Genomic DNA, 17,253 nt, shown 5'->3' with positions numbered 1-17,253 from the left:
GGTGACCCCGATGCCGGAGATGTCCGAAGAACTCGACCAGATCGCCGTCGTCGGGATGGCCGGCCGCTTCCCCGGCGCCCCCGACGTCGGAACCTTCTGGAGGAACCTGGAGGAGGGCCGGGAGTCGATCGCCGAACTCCCGCCGGAGGAACTGCTCGCCGACGGGGTGGACCCGGAGGAGTCCGGCCGGGACGGCTACGTGCGGGCCAAGGGCGTGCCGCCCGGCGCCGACCGCTTCGACGCGGCGTTCTTCGGCTTCAGCCCGCGCGAGGCCGAGATCATGGACCCGCAGCACCGGGTGTTCCTGGAGTGCGCCTGGGAGGCCCTGGAGGACGCCGGCTGCGTGCCGGAGTCCTTCGAGGGCCGGATCGGGGTGTTCGCCGGCGCCGGGATGAACACCTACCTGCTGCACAACGTGACGGCGAACCGGCGGGTCTACGACGCGGCCGGGCCGTACCAGACGCTGCTCGCCTCCGACAAGGACTTCCTGGCCACCAGGGTCGCGTACAAGCTCGGCCTGACCGGCCCGGCGCTGAGCGTGCAGACCGCCTGCTCGACCTCGCTGACCGCCGTCCACCTGGCCTGCCAGAGCCTGCTCGACGGCGAGTGCGACCTCGCGCTGGCCGGCGGTGTGTCGATCGGCTCGCCACTGGCGCAGGGCTACCGGTACGAGCCGGGCGGCATCCTCTCCCCCGACGGCCACTGCCGGCCGTTCGACGCGGCGGCGGCCGGCACCGTGCCCGGCAACGGCGCCGGTGTGGTGGTGCTGCGCCGGCTGGCCGACGCCCGCCGGGACGGCGACGCCGTGGACGCGGTGGTGCTGGGCTCGGCGGTCAACAACGACGGCTCGCTGAAGGCCGGGTACACCGCGCCGAGCGTCGCCGGCCAGGCCGCGGTGATCACCGAGGCGCTGGCGGTGGCCGGGGTCGACGCCGGCTCGGTCGGCTACGTGGAGGCGCACGGCACCGGCACCGCGCTCGGCGACCCGATCGAACTCGCCGCGCTCACCCGGGCGTTCCGGGAGTCCACCGACGCCACCGGCTACTGCGCGATCGGCTCGGTGAAGAGCAACATCGGCCACCTGGACGCCGCCGCCGGGGTCGCCGCACTGATCAAGACGGTGCTGGCGCTGCGACAGGAGGCGATCCCCGCGTCGCTGCACTTCACCAAGCCCAACCCCGAACTCGACCTGGACACCAGCCCGTTCTTCGTCAACGACCGGCTGCGGCCGTGGCCGCGGGGCGCCGCACCGCGCCGCGCCGGGGTCAGCTCGTTCGGCATCGGCGGCACCAATGTGCACCTCGTGCTGGAGGAGGCGCCCGCACCGGAGGGGGCGCCCGCCCCCACGCCGGAGGGGCCGGCGGCCGGGGAGTCCGCCGCCCCGGTCCTGCTGCCGCTGTCGGGCCGCACGGCGGAGGCCGTCGCGCAGTCCGCGCACCGGCTCGCCGCGCACCTGGAGGAGCGACCCGGGCTGCGTCCGGCCGACCTCGTCCACACCCTGACCCACCGCCGGCGCGCGTTCGGCCGGCGCGTGGCGGTGGCCGGCCGCGACCGGGCGGAGGTGCTCGCCGCGCTGCGCGCCGTGACGGCCGCCGGCACCACCGGGGCCGCCGAGCGGGCCCGGGTGGCGTTCCTGTTCCCCGGCCAGGGCACCCAGTACGCCGGCATGGCCCGCGGCCTGTACCGTCACGAGCCGGTGTTCACCGCCGAACTCGACGCCGGCGCCGAGCTGTTCGCCGCCGAGTCGGGCGAGGACCTGCGGGCGCTGCTGTTCCCCGCCGCCGGGCGGGCCGAGGAGGCGGCGGCGCGGCTGACCCGCACCGAGTTCGCCCAGCCGGCGCTGTTCGTCACCGAGTACGCGCTCGCCCGGCAGTGGGAGGCGTGGGGCGTCCGGCCGGAGGCCATGGCCGGGCACAGCGTCGGCGAGTACGTCGCGGCCTGTCTGGCGGGCGTCTTCTCGCCGGAGGACGCGCTGCGGCTGGTGGCGGCCCGGGGGCGGCTGGTCGCGGCGATGCCGGCCGGCGCGATGCTCACCGTGTTCCTGGCCGAGCCGGACCTCGCGCCCTGGCTGGACGCCGACCTGGCCGTGGCGGCCGTCAACTCCAGCGAGCTGAGCGTGGTCTCCGGCCCCGCCGCCGCGGTGGACGGCCTGGAGCGGCGGCTCAAGGCGGCCGGCGTGCCGTGCCGCCGGCTGCACACCTCGCACGCCTTCCACTCGGCGGGCATGGACGGCGCGGTCGGCCCGCTGGTGGAGGCGGTGCGCGGGGTGCGGCTGAGCCCGCCGCGGATCCCGTTCTGCTCCGACGTCACCGGCACCTGGATCACCGACGAGGAGGCGACCAGCCCGGAGTACTGGGGCCGCCACCTTCGGCAGCCGGTGCGCTTCGCCGACGCCGCCGCCCTGCTGCTGGCCGACCCGTCCTGGGTGCCGCTGGAGGTCGGCCCCGGCCGCGCCCTGGGCGACTTCCTGCGCCGCCACCACGCCTGGCGGGAGGACCGCACGGTGGTCTCCTCGCTGCGGCACCCGCACGAGCAGGAGGACGACCGGGTCCGGCTGACCAGGGCCCTGGGCGCGCTGTGGAGCGCCGGGGTCCCGGTGGACCTGGACGCCGTGCGGCCGGACGGCGGCACGGGCCGGGTGCTGCGGCTGCCCGGCCACCCCTTCCAGCGGGAGCGCTACTGGGTGGAACCGGACCGCGGCGCCGACGCCGCGCCGGACCGCCCGGCCGGTCCCGTGCCGCTCTCCGACTGGTTCCGCACCCCCGGCTGGAAGCGACTCGCGCCGCCGGCCGGCGGCGGCCCGGCGGGCGAGGACGGCGCGCCCCTGTGGGTGGTGCTCGGGGACGGCACCGCGCTCGCCGACGCCCTCGCCGGACGGCTCGCGGCCGACGGCTCGCCCGTGGTCCGGGTCGGCACCGACGACCTCCCCGCACGCACCGACGGACTGCGCGTCCCGGGCCCGCACGCCCGCGGCGAGCGCTCCTGGTCGCTCGACCCGTCCGACCGCGCGGAGTTCGCCGGCCTGCTCGGCGCGCTGGACACCGCCGACGCCACCTCGATCCGGCTGCTGCACCTGGCCACGCTCGCCGACGACACGGCCGGCCCGCACGACGGCGCCGCACCGGACGGCGCCGCACCGGACGGCGACCGGCTCGACGAGACCCGGCTCGACACGGCCCGCCGGCTCGGCGTGGACAGCCTGAGCGCCCTCGCCCAGGCCCTCACCGATGCCCGCCCCGCCGTCCCGGTCGCCGTCGAGGTGCTCTGCCGGGGCGTGCACGCCGTCACCGGCGACGAGGCGCTGCGGCCCGAACAGGCCCTGCTGACCGGCCCCTGCACGGTGATCCCGCAGGAGCTGCCGGACGTCTCCTGCCGGCTGCTGGACATCACCGGCACCGACCCGGCCGCCCCGGCCGCGGCGGCGGTGGACGCCGTGCACGCGCTGCTGCGGCGGCCCACCGAGGAGCGGCAGCTGGCGCTGCGCGGGCGGCACTGGTGGGTCCGCGACTTCGACGCCCTCCCCCTGGAGGCGGACGGTCCGGACGGCGCCGCCCGCCCCGCCCTGGTCCGCGACGGCGGCGTCTACCTGATCACCGGCGGGCTCGGCGGCGTCGGCCTGGCGCTGGCCGAACAGCTCGCGGAGAGCGCCGGGAACCCCGCCCTGGGCCTGCTCGGCCGCTCGGACTTCCCGGCCGAGAACACCTGGCCCGCCTGGCTGGAGGCGCACGGCGAGCAGGACCCGACCAGCGTCCGGATCCGCCGGCTGGTCCGGCTGCGCGAGCGCGGCGCACGGATCGCCGTGCTCTGCGCGGACGTCACCGACGAGGCCGCGCTGGCCGCCCGGATCGGCGAACTCCGCTCCCGCTTCGGCCCGCTGAACGGCGTGGTGCACGCCGCCGGGGCGCCGTCCGCCGGCATGCTGGCGCGCCGCACCCCCGGGGAGGCCGACGCCGTGCTCGGGGCCAAGACCCGCGGCACCCTGCTGCTGGACCGCCTCTGCGCGGACGACCCGCTGGACTTCCTGCTGCTCTGCTCCTCGGTCAGCGCCGTGCTCGGCGGGCCCGGCCAGAGCGACTACACCGCGGCCAACGCCTTCCTGGACGCCTTCGCCCAGCAGCGCACCCGCCCGGACCGCCCGGTGGTCTCGCTCGGCTGGGGCACCTGGGAGGGCGTCGGGATGGCCGCCGGACTCACCGCCCGGCCCGGCACCGCCGGCCCGGGGACCGGTCACCCGCTGCTGCGGCCGGTCCGCGCGGAGGGCACCACCCGCGTCTACGAGACGGTGCTCAGCACCGCGGACAGCTGGATCGTCGACGACCACCGGCTGATGGGCCACGGCCTGGTGCCGGGCACCGCCTACCTCGAACTCGTCCGCGCGGCCCTGGCCGAGCAGGCCGGCGACCGCACCGTCGAGCTGCACGACGTGCTGTTCATGACGCCGGTGATCGTCCCCGACGGGCAGCAGCGGACCGTGTACACCACCGTCGAGGAACGCGACGGCCGCCCGCACTTCACGGTCCGCAGCCGGCCCGCCGAGGGCGCGCAGTGGCGCGAGCACGCGACCGGATCGGCCTCGTTCCACGACCGCGGCCCGGACACCGTCCGGGACCTGGCCGAGGTGGAGGCCGCCTGCGGGGTCACCGAGGTCCTGGAGACCGAGGAGGAGATCCGCCGTCGGCTCGGGGTGGAGCGCTTCGAGGAGGGCGGCGGCCCGCTGCAGTTCTGGTTCGGGCCGCGCTGGCAGGTGCTGAAGACGATCCGCACCGGCGGACGGCGGATGCTCGCCACCCTGCGCCTGGACGACGCCTTCCTCGCCGACCTGGCCGACTTCCCCCTGCACCCGGCGCTGCTCGACATGGCCGGCGGGGTGTTCCGGCTGCACGCCGAGGACCCGTACTACCTGCCGCTGACCTACCGCCGGCTGCGGATCCTGCACCCGCTGACCGGCACGGTGGAGGTCTCCGTGGAGATAAAGCACCCGGCGGGGTCGACCGGCGAGACCCTCACCTGCGACCTCGAACTCCTCGATCCCGACGGCCGGCTGCTGGTCCGGGTGACCGACTTCACGGTCAAGCGGATCAACGACGTCGAGGCGCTGCTGGAGCAGATCGGGCGGACCGTCGCGGAGGCCGAGTCGGCGGGCGGGGACGCCGGCGGCAGCGGCCCGGACGCCGGGGAACCCGCCGGGAGGGGCGCGCTGGCCGCGCTCGGCGAGGGCTTCGGGGAGGCGGACGGCCGGGCGGCGTTCGCCCGGATCCTGGCCGCGCCCCCGCTGCCGGCCCACCTGGTGGTCACCCCGCGGGACTTCGCGGCGCAGCGCCGGCTGGCCCGCTCGGTCACCCCGGCGCTGCTGGCCCGGGAGCTGGACCGGCTGGTGCCGCTGGGCGGCAGTCACCCGCGCCCGGACCTCGCGACCCCGTTCGTGGCGCCCGCCACCGAACAAGAGGAGGCCGTCGCGGCGCTCTGGCGGGAGGTGCTGGGCGTCGAGGAGGTCGGCGTGGACGACGACTTCTTCGCGCTGGGCGGCCACTCACTGGCGGCGGTGCAGATCAACACCCGGATCCGGAGCCGGTTCGGGACCGAGCTCGACCTGCGGGACTTCTTCCAGTCCCCCACGGTCGCCCACACCGTCCGGCTGCTGGAGGGGACCGGCGGCGGGGCCGGGGGCGAGGACGCCATCGAAGCCCTGCGGCGCGACGCACCGGACGGCGCGGGAGGGGACGGCCCCGACGGGTCCGGGGCGCCCGACGGCCCCGACGAGCTCGACCTCGACGACTTCGGTCTCGCCGGCCTCTCCGACGACGAGGTCGAGGAACAGCTGCGGGCCCTGCTCGCCGAGGAGCGCAACAGCCAGGGGGACCAGGAATGAACGCCCGCGACACCACGCCCGGCACCACGCCCGGCACCACGCCCGACCCGGCGGGCCTCACCGCCGCCGAGAAGCGCGCCCTGCTGGCCGAGCGGCTGCGCCGCCGGAAGGCCGCACAGCCCCGGCAGCACCGCTTCCCCGCCTCCTTCCCGCAGCAGCGGATGTGGTTCCTGGACCAGCTGACCCCCGGCGACACCGCGTACAACGTCTGCGGGGCGACCAGGATCCACGGCCCGCTGGACCTCGACCGGTGGCGGCGCGCCGTCTCCGCGATCGCCCGCCGCCACGAGGCGCTGCGCACCACCTTCCGCGAGGTGGACGGCGAGCCGGTCCAGGTGGTCACCGAGGGCGCCGAGCCCGCGTTCGCCGTCGTCCCCTGCGAGCACCTGGCCGGGCCGGACGGCGAGGCCGGCGTCCAGGCGCTGGCCCGGGAGGAGTTCGCCCGCCCCTTCGACCTGGCAGCCGGCCCGCTGGTGCGGATGCGCTTCCTGCGCCTCGCCGCGGACGAGCACGTGCTGCTGCTGACCATCCACCACATCGCGGGCGACCTCTGGTCCACCTCGGTCTTCCTCGACGAACTGGTGACGCTCTACGGCGCTTACACCGCCGGCACCGAGGCCGAACTGCCCGAACTGCCCGTCCAGTACGCCGACTACGCGGTCTGGCAGCGCAAGCGGCTGGAGGGCGACGGCGCGGCGGCCGACCTGGCCTACTGGCGGCAGGCACTGGCCGGCGCCCCGGCCGCGCTGGAGCTGCCCGCCGACCGGCCCCGGCCCGCCGTGCGGACCACCCGGGGCGGCTCGCGCCCGTTCGCCCTGCCCGCCGCGCTGATGGACGGGGTCCGGGCGTTCAGCCGCGCCGAGGGCGTCACCCCGTTCATGACGGTGCTCGCCGCCTTCCAGGTGCTGCTGCACCGCTACACCCGGGCGGAGGACGTCGTCGTCGGCGTGCCGGTCGCCAACCGCGGCCGCCCCGAGGTCGAGCGGCTGATCGGCTACTTCGCCAACATGCTGGCGCTGCGCACCGACCTGTCGGGCGCGCCGTCCTTCCGCGAGCTGCTGGCGCGGGTGCGGCCGGTCTGCCTGGGCGCCTTCGCCCACCAGGAGCTGCCCTTCGAACGGCTGGTGGAGGAGCTGCACCCGCGGCGGGACCTCTCCCGCACACCCGTCTTCCAGGTCTCCTTCGTCTACCAGAACATCGCGATGCCCTCCTTCGACGCGGCGGGGCTGCGGCTGGAGCCGATGGAGGTGGCCGGCAGCACCGCCCGCTTCGACCTGGAGCTCCAGGTCTTCGACCGCCCGGAGGGCCTGAGCGGCCGCTTCGAGTACAACAGCGACCTGTTCGACGCGGCCACCGTCGACCAGCTGGCGGGCCATCTGCGGCTGCTGGTCGAGCACCTGCTGGCCGAGCCGGACCGCCCGGTCGGCGAGGTGCCGATGCTGGCGGCCGACGAGGAGCGGCGGCTGCGCGAGCACGGCAACGACACCCGCCGGAGCTGGCCGGACGCCGGTCTGGTCCACCACCGCTTCGCCGAGCAGGCCGCCCGCACCCCGGACGCCGAGGCCGTGCGCTGCGGCGCGGAGGCGCTGAGCTACGCCGAGCTGGCCGACCGTGCCGACCGGCTGGCCCACCGGCTGCGGCGGCACGGGGTCGGCCGGGACGTGCTGGTCGGCGTCTGCACCGAGCGCTCCGTCGACCTGGTGGTGGCGCTGCTGGCGGTGCTGAAGGCGGGCGGCGCGTTCGTCCCGCTGGACCCGGGGTTCCCGGCCGAGCGGATCGCCTTCATGCTGGCCGACTCCGGGCTGCCGGTGCTGCTCACCCGACGGACGGTGGCCGAGCGGCTGCCGGCCGGCGACGCCGAGGTGCTCTGCCTGGACGAGCTGCGCGAGGAGCTCGCCGCCGGGCCCGCCGGGGACCCCGGCGCTCCGGTGGAGGCCGGGGACCTCGCCTACGTCATCTACACCTCGGGCTCGACCGGGCGGCCGAAGGGCGTGCAGGTCCCGCACCGGGCGCTGGCCAACTTCCTGCGGGCGATGGGCGAGCGCCCGGGCCTCGGCCCGGAGGACACGCTGCTCGCGGTCACCACGCACTCCTTCGACATCTCGCTGCTGGAGCTGCTGCTGCCGCTGGTGGAGGGCGCCCGGGTGGTGGTCGCCGGGCGGGCCGAGGCCTCCGACGGCGAGCGGCTCGCCCGGCTGCTGGCCGGTTCCGGGGCGAGCGTGATGCAGGCCACGCCGTCCACCTGGCGGATGCTGCTGGACGCGGGCTGGCGGGGCGCGCCGGGCCTGCGGGTGCTGGCCGGCGGCGAGGCGCTGGACGCCGGTCTGGCCCGGCGGCTGCGGGAGGGCGGCGTCGAGCTGTGGAACATGTACGGGCCGACCGAGACCACCGTCTGGTCCGCGGTGGCCGAGGTCGGCGAGGGCCCGGTCTCGATCGGCGCGCCGATCGCCAACACCGAGCTGCACGTGCTCGACGAGCGGCGCCGGCTGGTGCCCGCCGGGGTGCCGGGCGAGCTGTACATCGGCGGTGACGGGCTGGCCCGGGGCTATCTGGGCCGGCCGGAGCTGACGGCCGAGCGGTTCGTCCCGCACCCCTTCGGCGCGGGCCCCGAGGAGCGGCTGTACCGCACCGGGGACCTGGTGCGCCGCCGGCGGGACGGCGGCATCGAGTTCCTCGGCCGGCTGGACCACCAGGTGAAGCTGCGCGGCTTCCGGATCGAGCTGGGCGAGGTCGAGAGCGAGCTGGCCGCCCGGCCCGGGGTCGGCCACGCGGTGGTGACGGTCCGGGAGGACGTCCCCGGCGACCAGCGGCTGGTGGCGTACGTGGTGCCGGCGTCCGACGGCGGCCCCGGCGGAACGCCGGAGTGGCCCGACCAGGTGGACGAGTGGCGCCGGATCTGGGACACCGCCTACGACGAACCGGACGGGACCCCCGCCCCCGCCGCCGCCGCGATCCCCGGCGAGGACCTGCGCGGCTGGAACAGCAGCTACACCGGGGAGCCGATCCCGGCCGCCGAGATGCGCGACTGGGCCGACGCCACCGCCGGGCGGATCCTCGGCCTCGAACCCCGCTCGGTGCTGGAGATCGGCTGCGGCACCGGCCTGATCCTCCAGCGGGTCGCGCCGCACACCGGGCGGTACTGGGGCACCGACATCTCCGGGGTCGCCCTCGCCGGGCTGCGCGCGGTGGTCGACGCCGCCGGCGGCGCCTTCGGCGAGGTGCGGCTCGACCGCTGCCCCGCCGACCGCCTCGACCTGCTGCCCGAAGGGCTCTTCGACGTCGTCGTGCTCAACTCGGTGGTCCAGTACTTCCCCGACGAGCGCTACCTGCTGCGGGTGGTCGAGGGCGCGCTCGCCCGGCTCGCCCCGGGCGGCTCGCTGTTCCTCGGCGACATCCGCAGCCTGCCGCTGCTGGAGGCGTTCCACCTGTCGGTGGAGCAGACCCACGCCGAACCGGACCTGCCCGCCGACCGGCTGCTCGCCCGGGTGCGGCGCCGGGTCGAGGAGGACGAGGAACTCGTCGTCGACCCGGCGCTGTTCACCGCCCTGCCGCTGCGGTTCCCCGCGATCGGCGAGGTCCGGGTGCTGCCCAAGCGGGCCGCGGCCGCCAACGAGCTGACCCGCTTCCGCTACGACGTCGTGCTCACCACCGGCCGCCCGCCGGCCGGACCGGAGCAGGACACCCGGTGGCTGGACTGGACGGCCGAGGGGCTGAGCGTGGCGGCGCTGCGCGAGCGGCTGACGGACGGGCGGCCCGACCTGCTCGCCGTCCGCGGCGTGCCCAACGCCCGGGTCCGGGACCTCGCCCGGACGCTCGGGCGGCCCGGTGCCGGCGCCCCCGGGGCGGCGGCCGTCGACCCCGAGGAGCTGTGGTCGCTGGCCGGGGCGACCGGCTACCGGATCGACCTGGACTGGTCCGGCCACGGCCCGGACGGCGCGCTGGACCTGGTCGCCCGCCGCACCGGCGCCGACGGCACGCCGGAGCGGGGCCTGCCCCGCCCCGTCGCTCCGCCGGCCGGGGAACCGGACTGGGGCCGCCACGTCAGCGGCACCCGCCGCCGGCTGGCCCGCCGGCTCGTCCCGGCGCTGCGGGCCGCGCTGGCCGAGCGGCTGCCCGGGTACATGGTCCCGTCCGCGTACGTGCTGCTCGACGCGCTGCCGCTGACGCCCAACGGCAAGACCGACCGCGGGGCGCTGCCGGCCCCCGACGCCGACCGCCGTGACCTCGCCGCCGCGTACGCCGCCCCGCGCGACGAGCGCGAGGAGGCGCTGTGCGCGCTGTTCGCCAAGGTGCTGGGGGTGCCGGCGGTCGGCGTCCACGACAGCTTCTTCGACCTGGGCGGCCACTCGCTGCTCGCCACCCGGCTGGTGTCGCAGATCCGGGCCGCGCTCGGCGCCGAGGTGCCGGTCCGGACGCTGTTCGAGACCCCGACGGTGGCCGGCCTGGCCCACCGGCTCGCCGGTGGCGACGGCGGCGACGGCACCTCCGGACCCCACCGCCCCGCGCTGGTGCCCGAGGAGCGCCCCGCCGAGCTGCCGCTCTCCCACGCCCAGCGCCGGCTGTGGTTCCTGGACCGGCTGGAGGGCCCGTCCGCCACCTACAACATCCCGATGGCGGTCCGGCTGACCGGCCCGCTGGACACCGCGGCGCTGCGGGCCGCGCTGGCCGACGTGGTGGAGCGGCACGAGGCACTGCGCACCGTGTTCCCCGACACCGCGGGCGTGCCGCGCCAGCACGTCCTCGGCCCGGCCGCCGGGCACGCCGCGCTGACCGTCACGGAGGTCCCGGACGCCGGGGCGGCCCGGGCGGTCCGGGCCGCCGCCCGCCACCGCTTCGACCTGGCCGGTGAACTCCCGCTGAGGGCCGAGCTGCTGGTGCACGGACCCGAACGGCACACGCTGGTCCTGGTGGTCCACCACATCGCCGCCGACGGCTGGTCCGTCGGCCTGCTGGGCCGCGACCTCGCCACCGCCTACACCGCCCGCCGCACCGGCCGCCCGCCCCGCTGGGCGCCGCTGCCGGTCCAGTACGCCGACTACACCCTGTGGCAGCGCCGGCTGCTCGGCGACCGCGCGGACACCGACGGCCTGCGGGCCCGTCAGCTCGACCACTGGCGGCGGGCCCTGGACGGCCTGCCGGAGCGGATCGCGCTGCCCACCGACCGGCCGCACCCCGCGGAGGCCTCCCGGCGCGGCGGCACCGTCGCGCTGCACTGGGACGCCGCGCTGCACTCCGCGGTCGCCGGCCTGGCCCGCCGGCACGGCGCGAGCGAGTTCATGGTGGTGCACGCCGCGCTGGCGGCGCTGCTGCACCGGCTCGGCGCCGGGGACGACATCCCGCTGGGGGCGACCGTCGCCGGACGCACCGACGCCGCCACCGAGGAACTGGTCGGCTTCTTCGTCAACACCCTCGTCCTGCGCGTCGACACCGGCGGCCGGCCGGCCTTCCGCGACCTGCTCGCGCAGGTCCGGGAGCGCTCGCTGGACGCCCACGCCCATCAGGACGTCCCGTTCGAGTTCCTGGTGGACGCCCTGCGGCCGGCCCGCTCCACCGCCCACCACCCGCTCTGCCAGGTGCTGCTGGCCTGGCAGAACGTCCCCGACGCGGTGCTCGGCCTGCCGGGCCTGGCCGAGGAGGTCGTGCCGGTGGACACCGGCGGCGCCCGGATGGACCTGGTGTTCTCGCTGACCGGCCGGACCACCGGGGACGGCGCGCCCGCCGGGATCGACGGCGTCGTCGAGTACAACGCCGACGTCTTCGACCCGGGCACCGTGGAACTGCTGGCCGAGCGGCTGCGCCGGACGCTGCTGGCGGTCTGCGCCGCGCCGGGGCGCCCGGTCGGCGAGATCGAGCTGCTCGCCCCCGAGGAGCGCCACCGGCTGCTGGTCGAGTGGAACGGCCCGGCCCGCGCGCTGCCGTCCGCCACCCTGCCGGAGCTGTTCCAGGCGCAGGCGGCCCGCACCCCGGGCCGTCCCGCGGTCGTCGACGCCGAGGGGGAGCTGACGTACGCGCGGCTGGAGGCGGAGGCCAACCGGCTGGCCCGGGTGCTGATCGACCGGGGCGCCGGACCGGAGCGCCCGGTGGCGGTGGCGCTGCCCCGCGCGGCGTCCTCGGTGGTGGCGATGCTCGCCGTGGTCAAGGCGGGCTCCGCCTACCTGCCCGTCGACCCGGACCACCCGGCGCAGCGGATCGGCTTCCTGCTCCGGGACGCCCGCCCGGTGCTGCTGCTGGCCACCGGGGAGTCGGCCGCCGGGCTGCCGGCGACGGACGTCCCGCTGCTGCGGCTGGACGACCCGGAGCTGCTGCGCGAGCTCGCCGCCCACCCGACCACCGCGCCGACGGACGCCGACCGCGCGGCGCCGCTGACCCCGGCGAACGCCGCGTACGTCATCTACACCTCGGGTTCCACCGGGACGCCCAAGGGCGTGGTGGTCACCCACACCGGCATCCCGGGCCTGGTCGCGGCGCAGGCCGAGGCCTTCGGGCTGGACGGGAGCAGCCGGGTGCTGCAGTTCGCCCCGCCGGGCTTCGACGCCTCGGTGGCGGAGCGCTGCGACGCGCTGCTGACCGGGGCGGCGCTGGTCGTCGTCCCGAAGGAGGAGCTGCTGCCGGGCGAGCCGCTGACCCGGACCTGCGAGCGGTACGGGGTGACCAACGTGACGCTGCCGCCCAGTGTGCTGGCCGCCGTGCCGGAGGACGGGCTGCCCGCCGTGCGGTCGCTGGTGGTGGCGGGCGAGTCCTGCCCGGCCGCGCTGGCCGACCGCTGGTCGGCGCGGCTGCGGATGGTCGACGCGTACGGCCCGACCGAGACGACGGTGTGCGCCACCGTGACCGGGCCGCTGTCGCCCGGCGGCGGGGCCCCGCCGGTCGGCCGCCCGGTCGCGGGCGCCCGGGTCCACGTGCTGGACGAGGGGCTGCGGCCGGTCCCGGCGGGCGTGCCCGGCGAGCTGTTCGTGGCGGGTGCCGGCCTGGCCCGGGGCTACCTGGGCCGTCCCGGGCTGACCGCGAGCCGCTTCCTGCCGGACCCGTTCGGGCCGCCCGGCTCGCGGGTGTACCGCACCGGGGACCTGGTGCGGTGGCGGGCGGACGGGCAGCTGGACTTCCTCGGCCGCACCGACGACCAGGTCAAGATCCGGGGCTTCCGGATCGAGCTGGGCGAGGTGGAGTCGGCGCTGGCCGCGCTGCCGGCGGTGGCCCGGGCGGTGGTGACGGTCCGGGAGGACCGGCCGGGCCGCAAGGCGCTGACCGGCTACCTGGTGCCCCGTCCGGGGGAGGCCCCGGAGCCGGCGGCGGTGCGGGCCGCGCTGGCCGCCCAGCTGCCGCCGTACCTGGTGCCGGCGGCCGTGGTGGTGCTCGACGCACTGCCGCTGACCGCCAACGGCAAGGTGGACCGGGGCCGGCTGCCGGCCCCGGAGTTCACCGCGGCGGACGACGGGGACCGGCCGCGCACCCCCGCGGAGGAGACCCTGGCCGCGATCTACGCCGAGGTGCTGGGGCTGCCCGCGGTCGGGACCGGGGACGGCTTCTTCGACCTGGGCGGCGACAGCATCCAGGCGATCCAGGTGGTCTCGCAGGCCCGCGCCGCCGGACTGGTGATCGGTGCCCGGGACGTGTTCGCCCACCAGTCGGTCGCCGCGCTGGCCGCGGTGGCGGTCCCGGCGGAGGACTCGGCCGCGGCCGGGGAGACCGGCACCGGGGAGATCCCCCCCACCCCGATCGGCGAGTGGCTGCGCGAACTGGACGTCCCGACCGACGGGTTCAGCCAGGAGGCGGTGGTCGCGGTGCCGCCGCGCGGGCAGCTGGACCTGCCCCGGCTGGCCGCCGTGCTGCAGGCCCTGACCGACCACCACGACGTACTGCGCTCCCGGCTGGACGTCCGGGCGGACGGCCGCTGGGTGCTGCACGCCGGGCCGGCCGGCTCGGTGCGGGCCGCCGACCGCCTGCTGCGGGTGGACGCGGCCGGGCTGGACGCGGCCGGGCTGCGGGCGCTGACGGCCGACCAGGCCGCCGCCGCCCGGGACCGGCTGGACCCCTCCGCCGGGGTGATGCTCCAGGCGGTGTGGCTGGACGCCGGTCCCGGTGCGCCGGGGCGGCTGCTGCTGGTGCTGCACCACCTGGTGGTGGACGGGGTGTCCTGGCGGATCCTGCTGCCGGACCTGCGGGCCGCCGGGGAGGCCGTGACGGCCGGGCGGCCGGTGCTGCTCGCCCCGGTCGGCACCTCGGTGCGCCGCTGGGCCGGGCTGCTGGCCGACGAGGCCACCGCGCCGCACCGGCTCGCCGAACTCCCGGCGTGGCAGCGGCTGCTGACGGACGTTCCGGCGCTGCTCCCGGCGGCCGAGGAGGCCCACGGAACGGCCGGCGGGACCGGCCGGCTGGTGCTCACCCTGCCGTCCGAGGACACCGTCCCGCTGCTCACCACCGCCCCCGGCGCCTTCCACACCGGGGTCCAGGACGTGCTGCTGGCCGCCTTCGGGATCGCCCTGGAGGAGTGGCGCCGGCGCCGCGCCCCGCTGGACGCCCCGGCCGGCGGCGTCCTGGTCGACGTGGAGAACCACGGCCGCGAGGAGGGCCTGGCCGACGGCGTCGACCTGTCCCGCACGGTCGGCTGGTTCACCGCCGTCCAGCCGGTCCGGCTCGCCTCCGGGCCGCTGGACTGGCCGCAGGTCGAGGACGCGGGCACCGAACTGGCCGCCGCCGTGGTGCGGATCAGGGAGCAGCTGGCCTCCCTGCCCGGCGACGGGGACGGCCTGGGCCACGGCCTGCTGCGCCGGCTCAACCCGGCCACCGCCGCCGTGCTGGCCGAACTGCCCTCCGCACAGGTCGCGTTCAACTACCTCGGCCGCTTCGCCGACTCCGGCGCGGACACCCCGTGGGCGCCGGTGACGGCCGACGCGGCGCTCGCCCTGGGCGACCAGGACGCGCCGGCCGGGCTGCGCACCCACCCGGTGGAGCTCAACGCCGTCACCTACGACGGGCCCGACGGGCCGCGGCTGGCGGCCGGCTGGACGTGGGCGCAGGGCCTGCTGGCGGAGCACGAGGTGCGCGAGCTGGCCGAGGCGTGGTTCACCGCCCTCAAGGCGGTCGGCAGCTGCGCCGCCCTGCCCGGCGCCGGTGGCGCGCCGCCCGCCCGCCCGGCCCGCGCCCGGCGGCGGCCGGCCCGGCCCGGCGCGCGCGGCGGAGCCGTGCCGGTGGCCGACCGCACCGGCGGGGTGCCGCTCTCCTTCGCCCAGCTGGACATCATGCACCAGCCGGTCGACCCGGAGGCCTCGCACCACAACGTCGTCACCGCGACCGTGCTGACCGGCCCGCTCGACCCGGCGGCGCTGGGCGCGGCCCTGGACGCGATCGTCGGCCGTCACGAGGCGCTGCGGACCAGGATCGTCGAGGACGCTCCCGGTTCCTGGCGGCAGCTGGTCGACCCGGACGGCCGCTGGCCGCTGACCACCGCGGACCTCGGCGGCGAGCCCGCCGCCACCCGGACGGAGGCGCTGCGGCGCCTCGTCGGGGCCGAGGTGGACCGCCCGTTCCGGCTGGCCGAGGGCCCGCTGGTGCGCGGCACCCTGGTCTCCACCGGCCCGGACGCCTGGGTGCTGGTGCTGGTGCTCCACCACATCGTGGTCGACCTGTGGTCCTACGCGCTGCTCGCCCGGGAACTGCGCGAGCTGTACGCCGCGCACGTCCGGGGCCGGGAGCCCCGGCTGCCCGAGCCCGCCCTCCAGTACCCGGACTGGGCGGCCTGGCAGCGCCGCCGGCTGGCCGACGGCGAGCTCGACGAGCACGTCGCCCACTGGGAGCGGCTGCTGGCGGACCTGCCCGCGCTGCCCCGGTTCACGGCGCCCGAGCACCAGCGGGCCGACGCCGTCGAGGGTTTCACCAGCGGCTTCGTGCTGGAGCCGGAGATCACCGAGGCGCTGAAGCGGGCCGCGCACCGCGAGGGCGTGACCCTGTTCATGCTGCTGCTGTCCGCCTTCCACCTGCTGCTGGGCAGCTACGCGGACGGCGACGGCGCCGAGGACCTCGCGGTGGGCTTCCCGCTGGCCGGCCGCGAGCACCCGCAGACCGAGCAGCTGATCGGCTTCTTCATCAACCCGGTGGCGGTGCGGCCCCGCCCGGCCGCCGGCGCCACCGTCCGCGACCTGGTCGCCGCCGTGCGCACGGGCGTCCTGGACGCCCACCGGCACCAGGAGGTCCCGCTGCGCCAGCTGCGCGCGGACGCCGGGGAGGACCACAACCCGCTGCGGCTGCTGTTCAACCTGCTCAACGTCGCCGGCGAGCCGCTCGACCTGCACGGCCTGGAGACGGCGCCGCTGAACCTGAACGTGGGCGACGCCGAGGTGATCCCGGAGCTGATCACCGAGATGCGCCCGCACAACGCCGACCTCTACCTGATGATGCACGAGTCCCCCGGCGCCGGTCTGCGCGGCCTGTGGCTGTACTCGCCGGAGCGGATCGACCCGCGCTCGATGGCGGCCATGATGCGCCGCTGGCCGTTCCTGCTGGAACTGGTGACGCAGCGTCCCGACCTCCCGCTCACCGAACTGCGCCGCCTCGTCCGCGGCCGTCCGACGGCCTGACCCCGACCCGCCCCGCCCCACCGACCCGAGAGGCACCCGATGAACCGGACGGCCACCCCCGTGGCGCTGATCACCGGCGGCACCCGCGGCATCGGCCGCGCCACCGCCCTGCGGCTCGCCGAGGACGGCTACGACGTCGCCCTGTGCTACGGCTCCGACGCCGAGTCCGCCCGCTCGCTGGAGAAGGAGCTGCGCGCGCTCGGCCGGTCCACCTACGTCCGCCGCACCGACGTCGCCGACGCCGCCGCCGTGCGCGAGCTGGTCGACGGCGCCGAGGACGCGCTCGGGCCGGTGACCGCCCTGGTGGCCTCGGCGGCGATCCTGCGCGACACCCCGCTGCTGCTGATGGAGGACGAGGACTGGCAGGACGTCCTCCAGGTCAACCTCAGCGGCGTCTACCACGCGTGCCGGGCGGTGATCGACGGCATGGCGCTGCGCCGCCACGGCGCGATCGTCAACCTGTCCTCGGTCGCCGGGATCTGCGGCAACCCCGGGCAGACCAACTACGCGGCCACCAAGGCCGGCATCATCGGCTTCACCCGCTCGCTCGCCCAGGAGGTCGGCCGCTACGGCATCCGCGCCAACGTGGTGGCCCCCGGCTACATCGACACCGAGCTGGTCGCCCGGCTCCCGGAGGAGGCCGTCGAGCGGTCCCTCGACCAGGTGGCGCTGCGGCGTCTCGGCCGTCCCGAGGAGGTGGCCGACCTGGTCGCCTTCCTCCTCTCCGACCGGGCGGGCTACCTCACCGGCGAGGTGATCCGGATCGACGGCGGCTTCCGCTGACCGGGTTCCGTGCCGTTCCCTCCCCCG

General features: G+C 77.2%; 3 protein-coding genes. All 3 read left to right on the top strand.

The window, feature by feature from the left end:
- Positions 1–10: 10 nt before the first annotated feature.
- Genes ACFCX4_RS05565 through fabG form a run of 3 tightly spaced genes read left to right on the top strand, consistent with a single transcriptional unit; the run spans position 11 to position 17,226 of the window.
- Complete coding sequence (locus tag ACFCX4_RS05565) at positions 11–5,869, top strand: beta-ketoacyl synthase N-terminal-like domain-containing protein (RefSeq protein WP_376139146.1); 5,859 nt, start codon at positions 11–13, stop codon at positions 5,867–5,869.
- Positions 5,866–16,443, top strand: a complete 10,578-nt coding sequence (locus ACFCX4_RS05560) for an amino acid adenylation domain-containing protein (RefSeq protein WP_376139145.1) — start codon at positions 5,866–5,868, stop codon at positions 16,441–16,443. Before ACFCX4_RS05565 ends, ACFCX4_RS05560 begins: the two co-directional genes overlap by 4 nt.
- A gap of 39 nt (positions 16,444–16,482) precedes the next feature.
- Entirely contained in the window at positions 16,483–17,226 is a 744-nt protein-coding gene (gene fabG / locus ACFCX4_RS05555) for a 3-oxoacyl-ACP reductase FabG (RefSeq protein ID WP_376139144.1), read from the top strand.
- Positions 17,227–17,253 lie beyond the last annotated feature (27 nt).

This window comes from Kitasatospora sp. NPDC056327 (assembly GCF_042261735.1).
GTDB lineage: Bacteria > Actinomycetota > Actinomycetes > Streptomycetales > Streptomycetaceae > Kitasatospora.
The sequence above is the reverse complement of the archived record's forward strand: the minus strand, read 5'-3'. Positions and strand labels throughout refer to the sequence as shown.

Excerpts from the sequence above, each read along its gene's own strand:
- fabG (WP_376139144.1), top strand. The coding sequence starts at position 16,483 with ATGAACCGGACGGCCACCCCCGTGGCGCTGATCACCGGCGGCACCCGC.
- ACFCX4_RS05565 (WP_376139146.1), top strand. The coding sequence starts at position 11 with ATGCCGGAGATGTCCGAAGAACTCGACCAGATCGCCGTCGTCGGGATG.
- ACFCX4_RS05560 (WP_376139145.1), top strand. The coding sequence starts at position 5,866 with ATGAACGCCCGCGACACCACGCCCGGCACCACGCCCGGCACCACGCCC.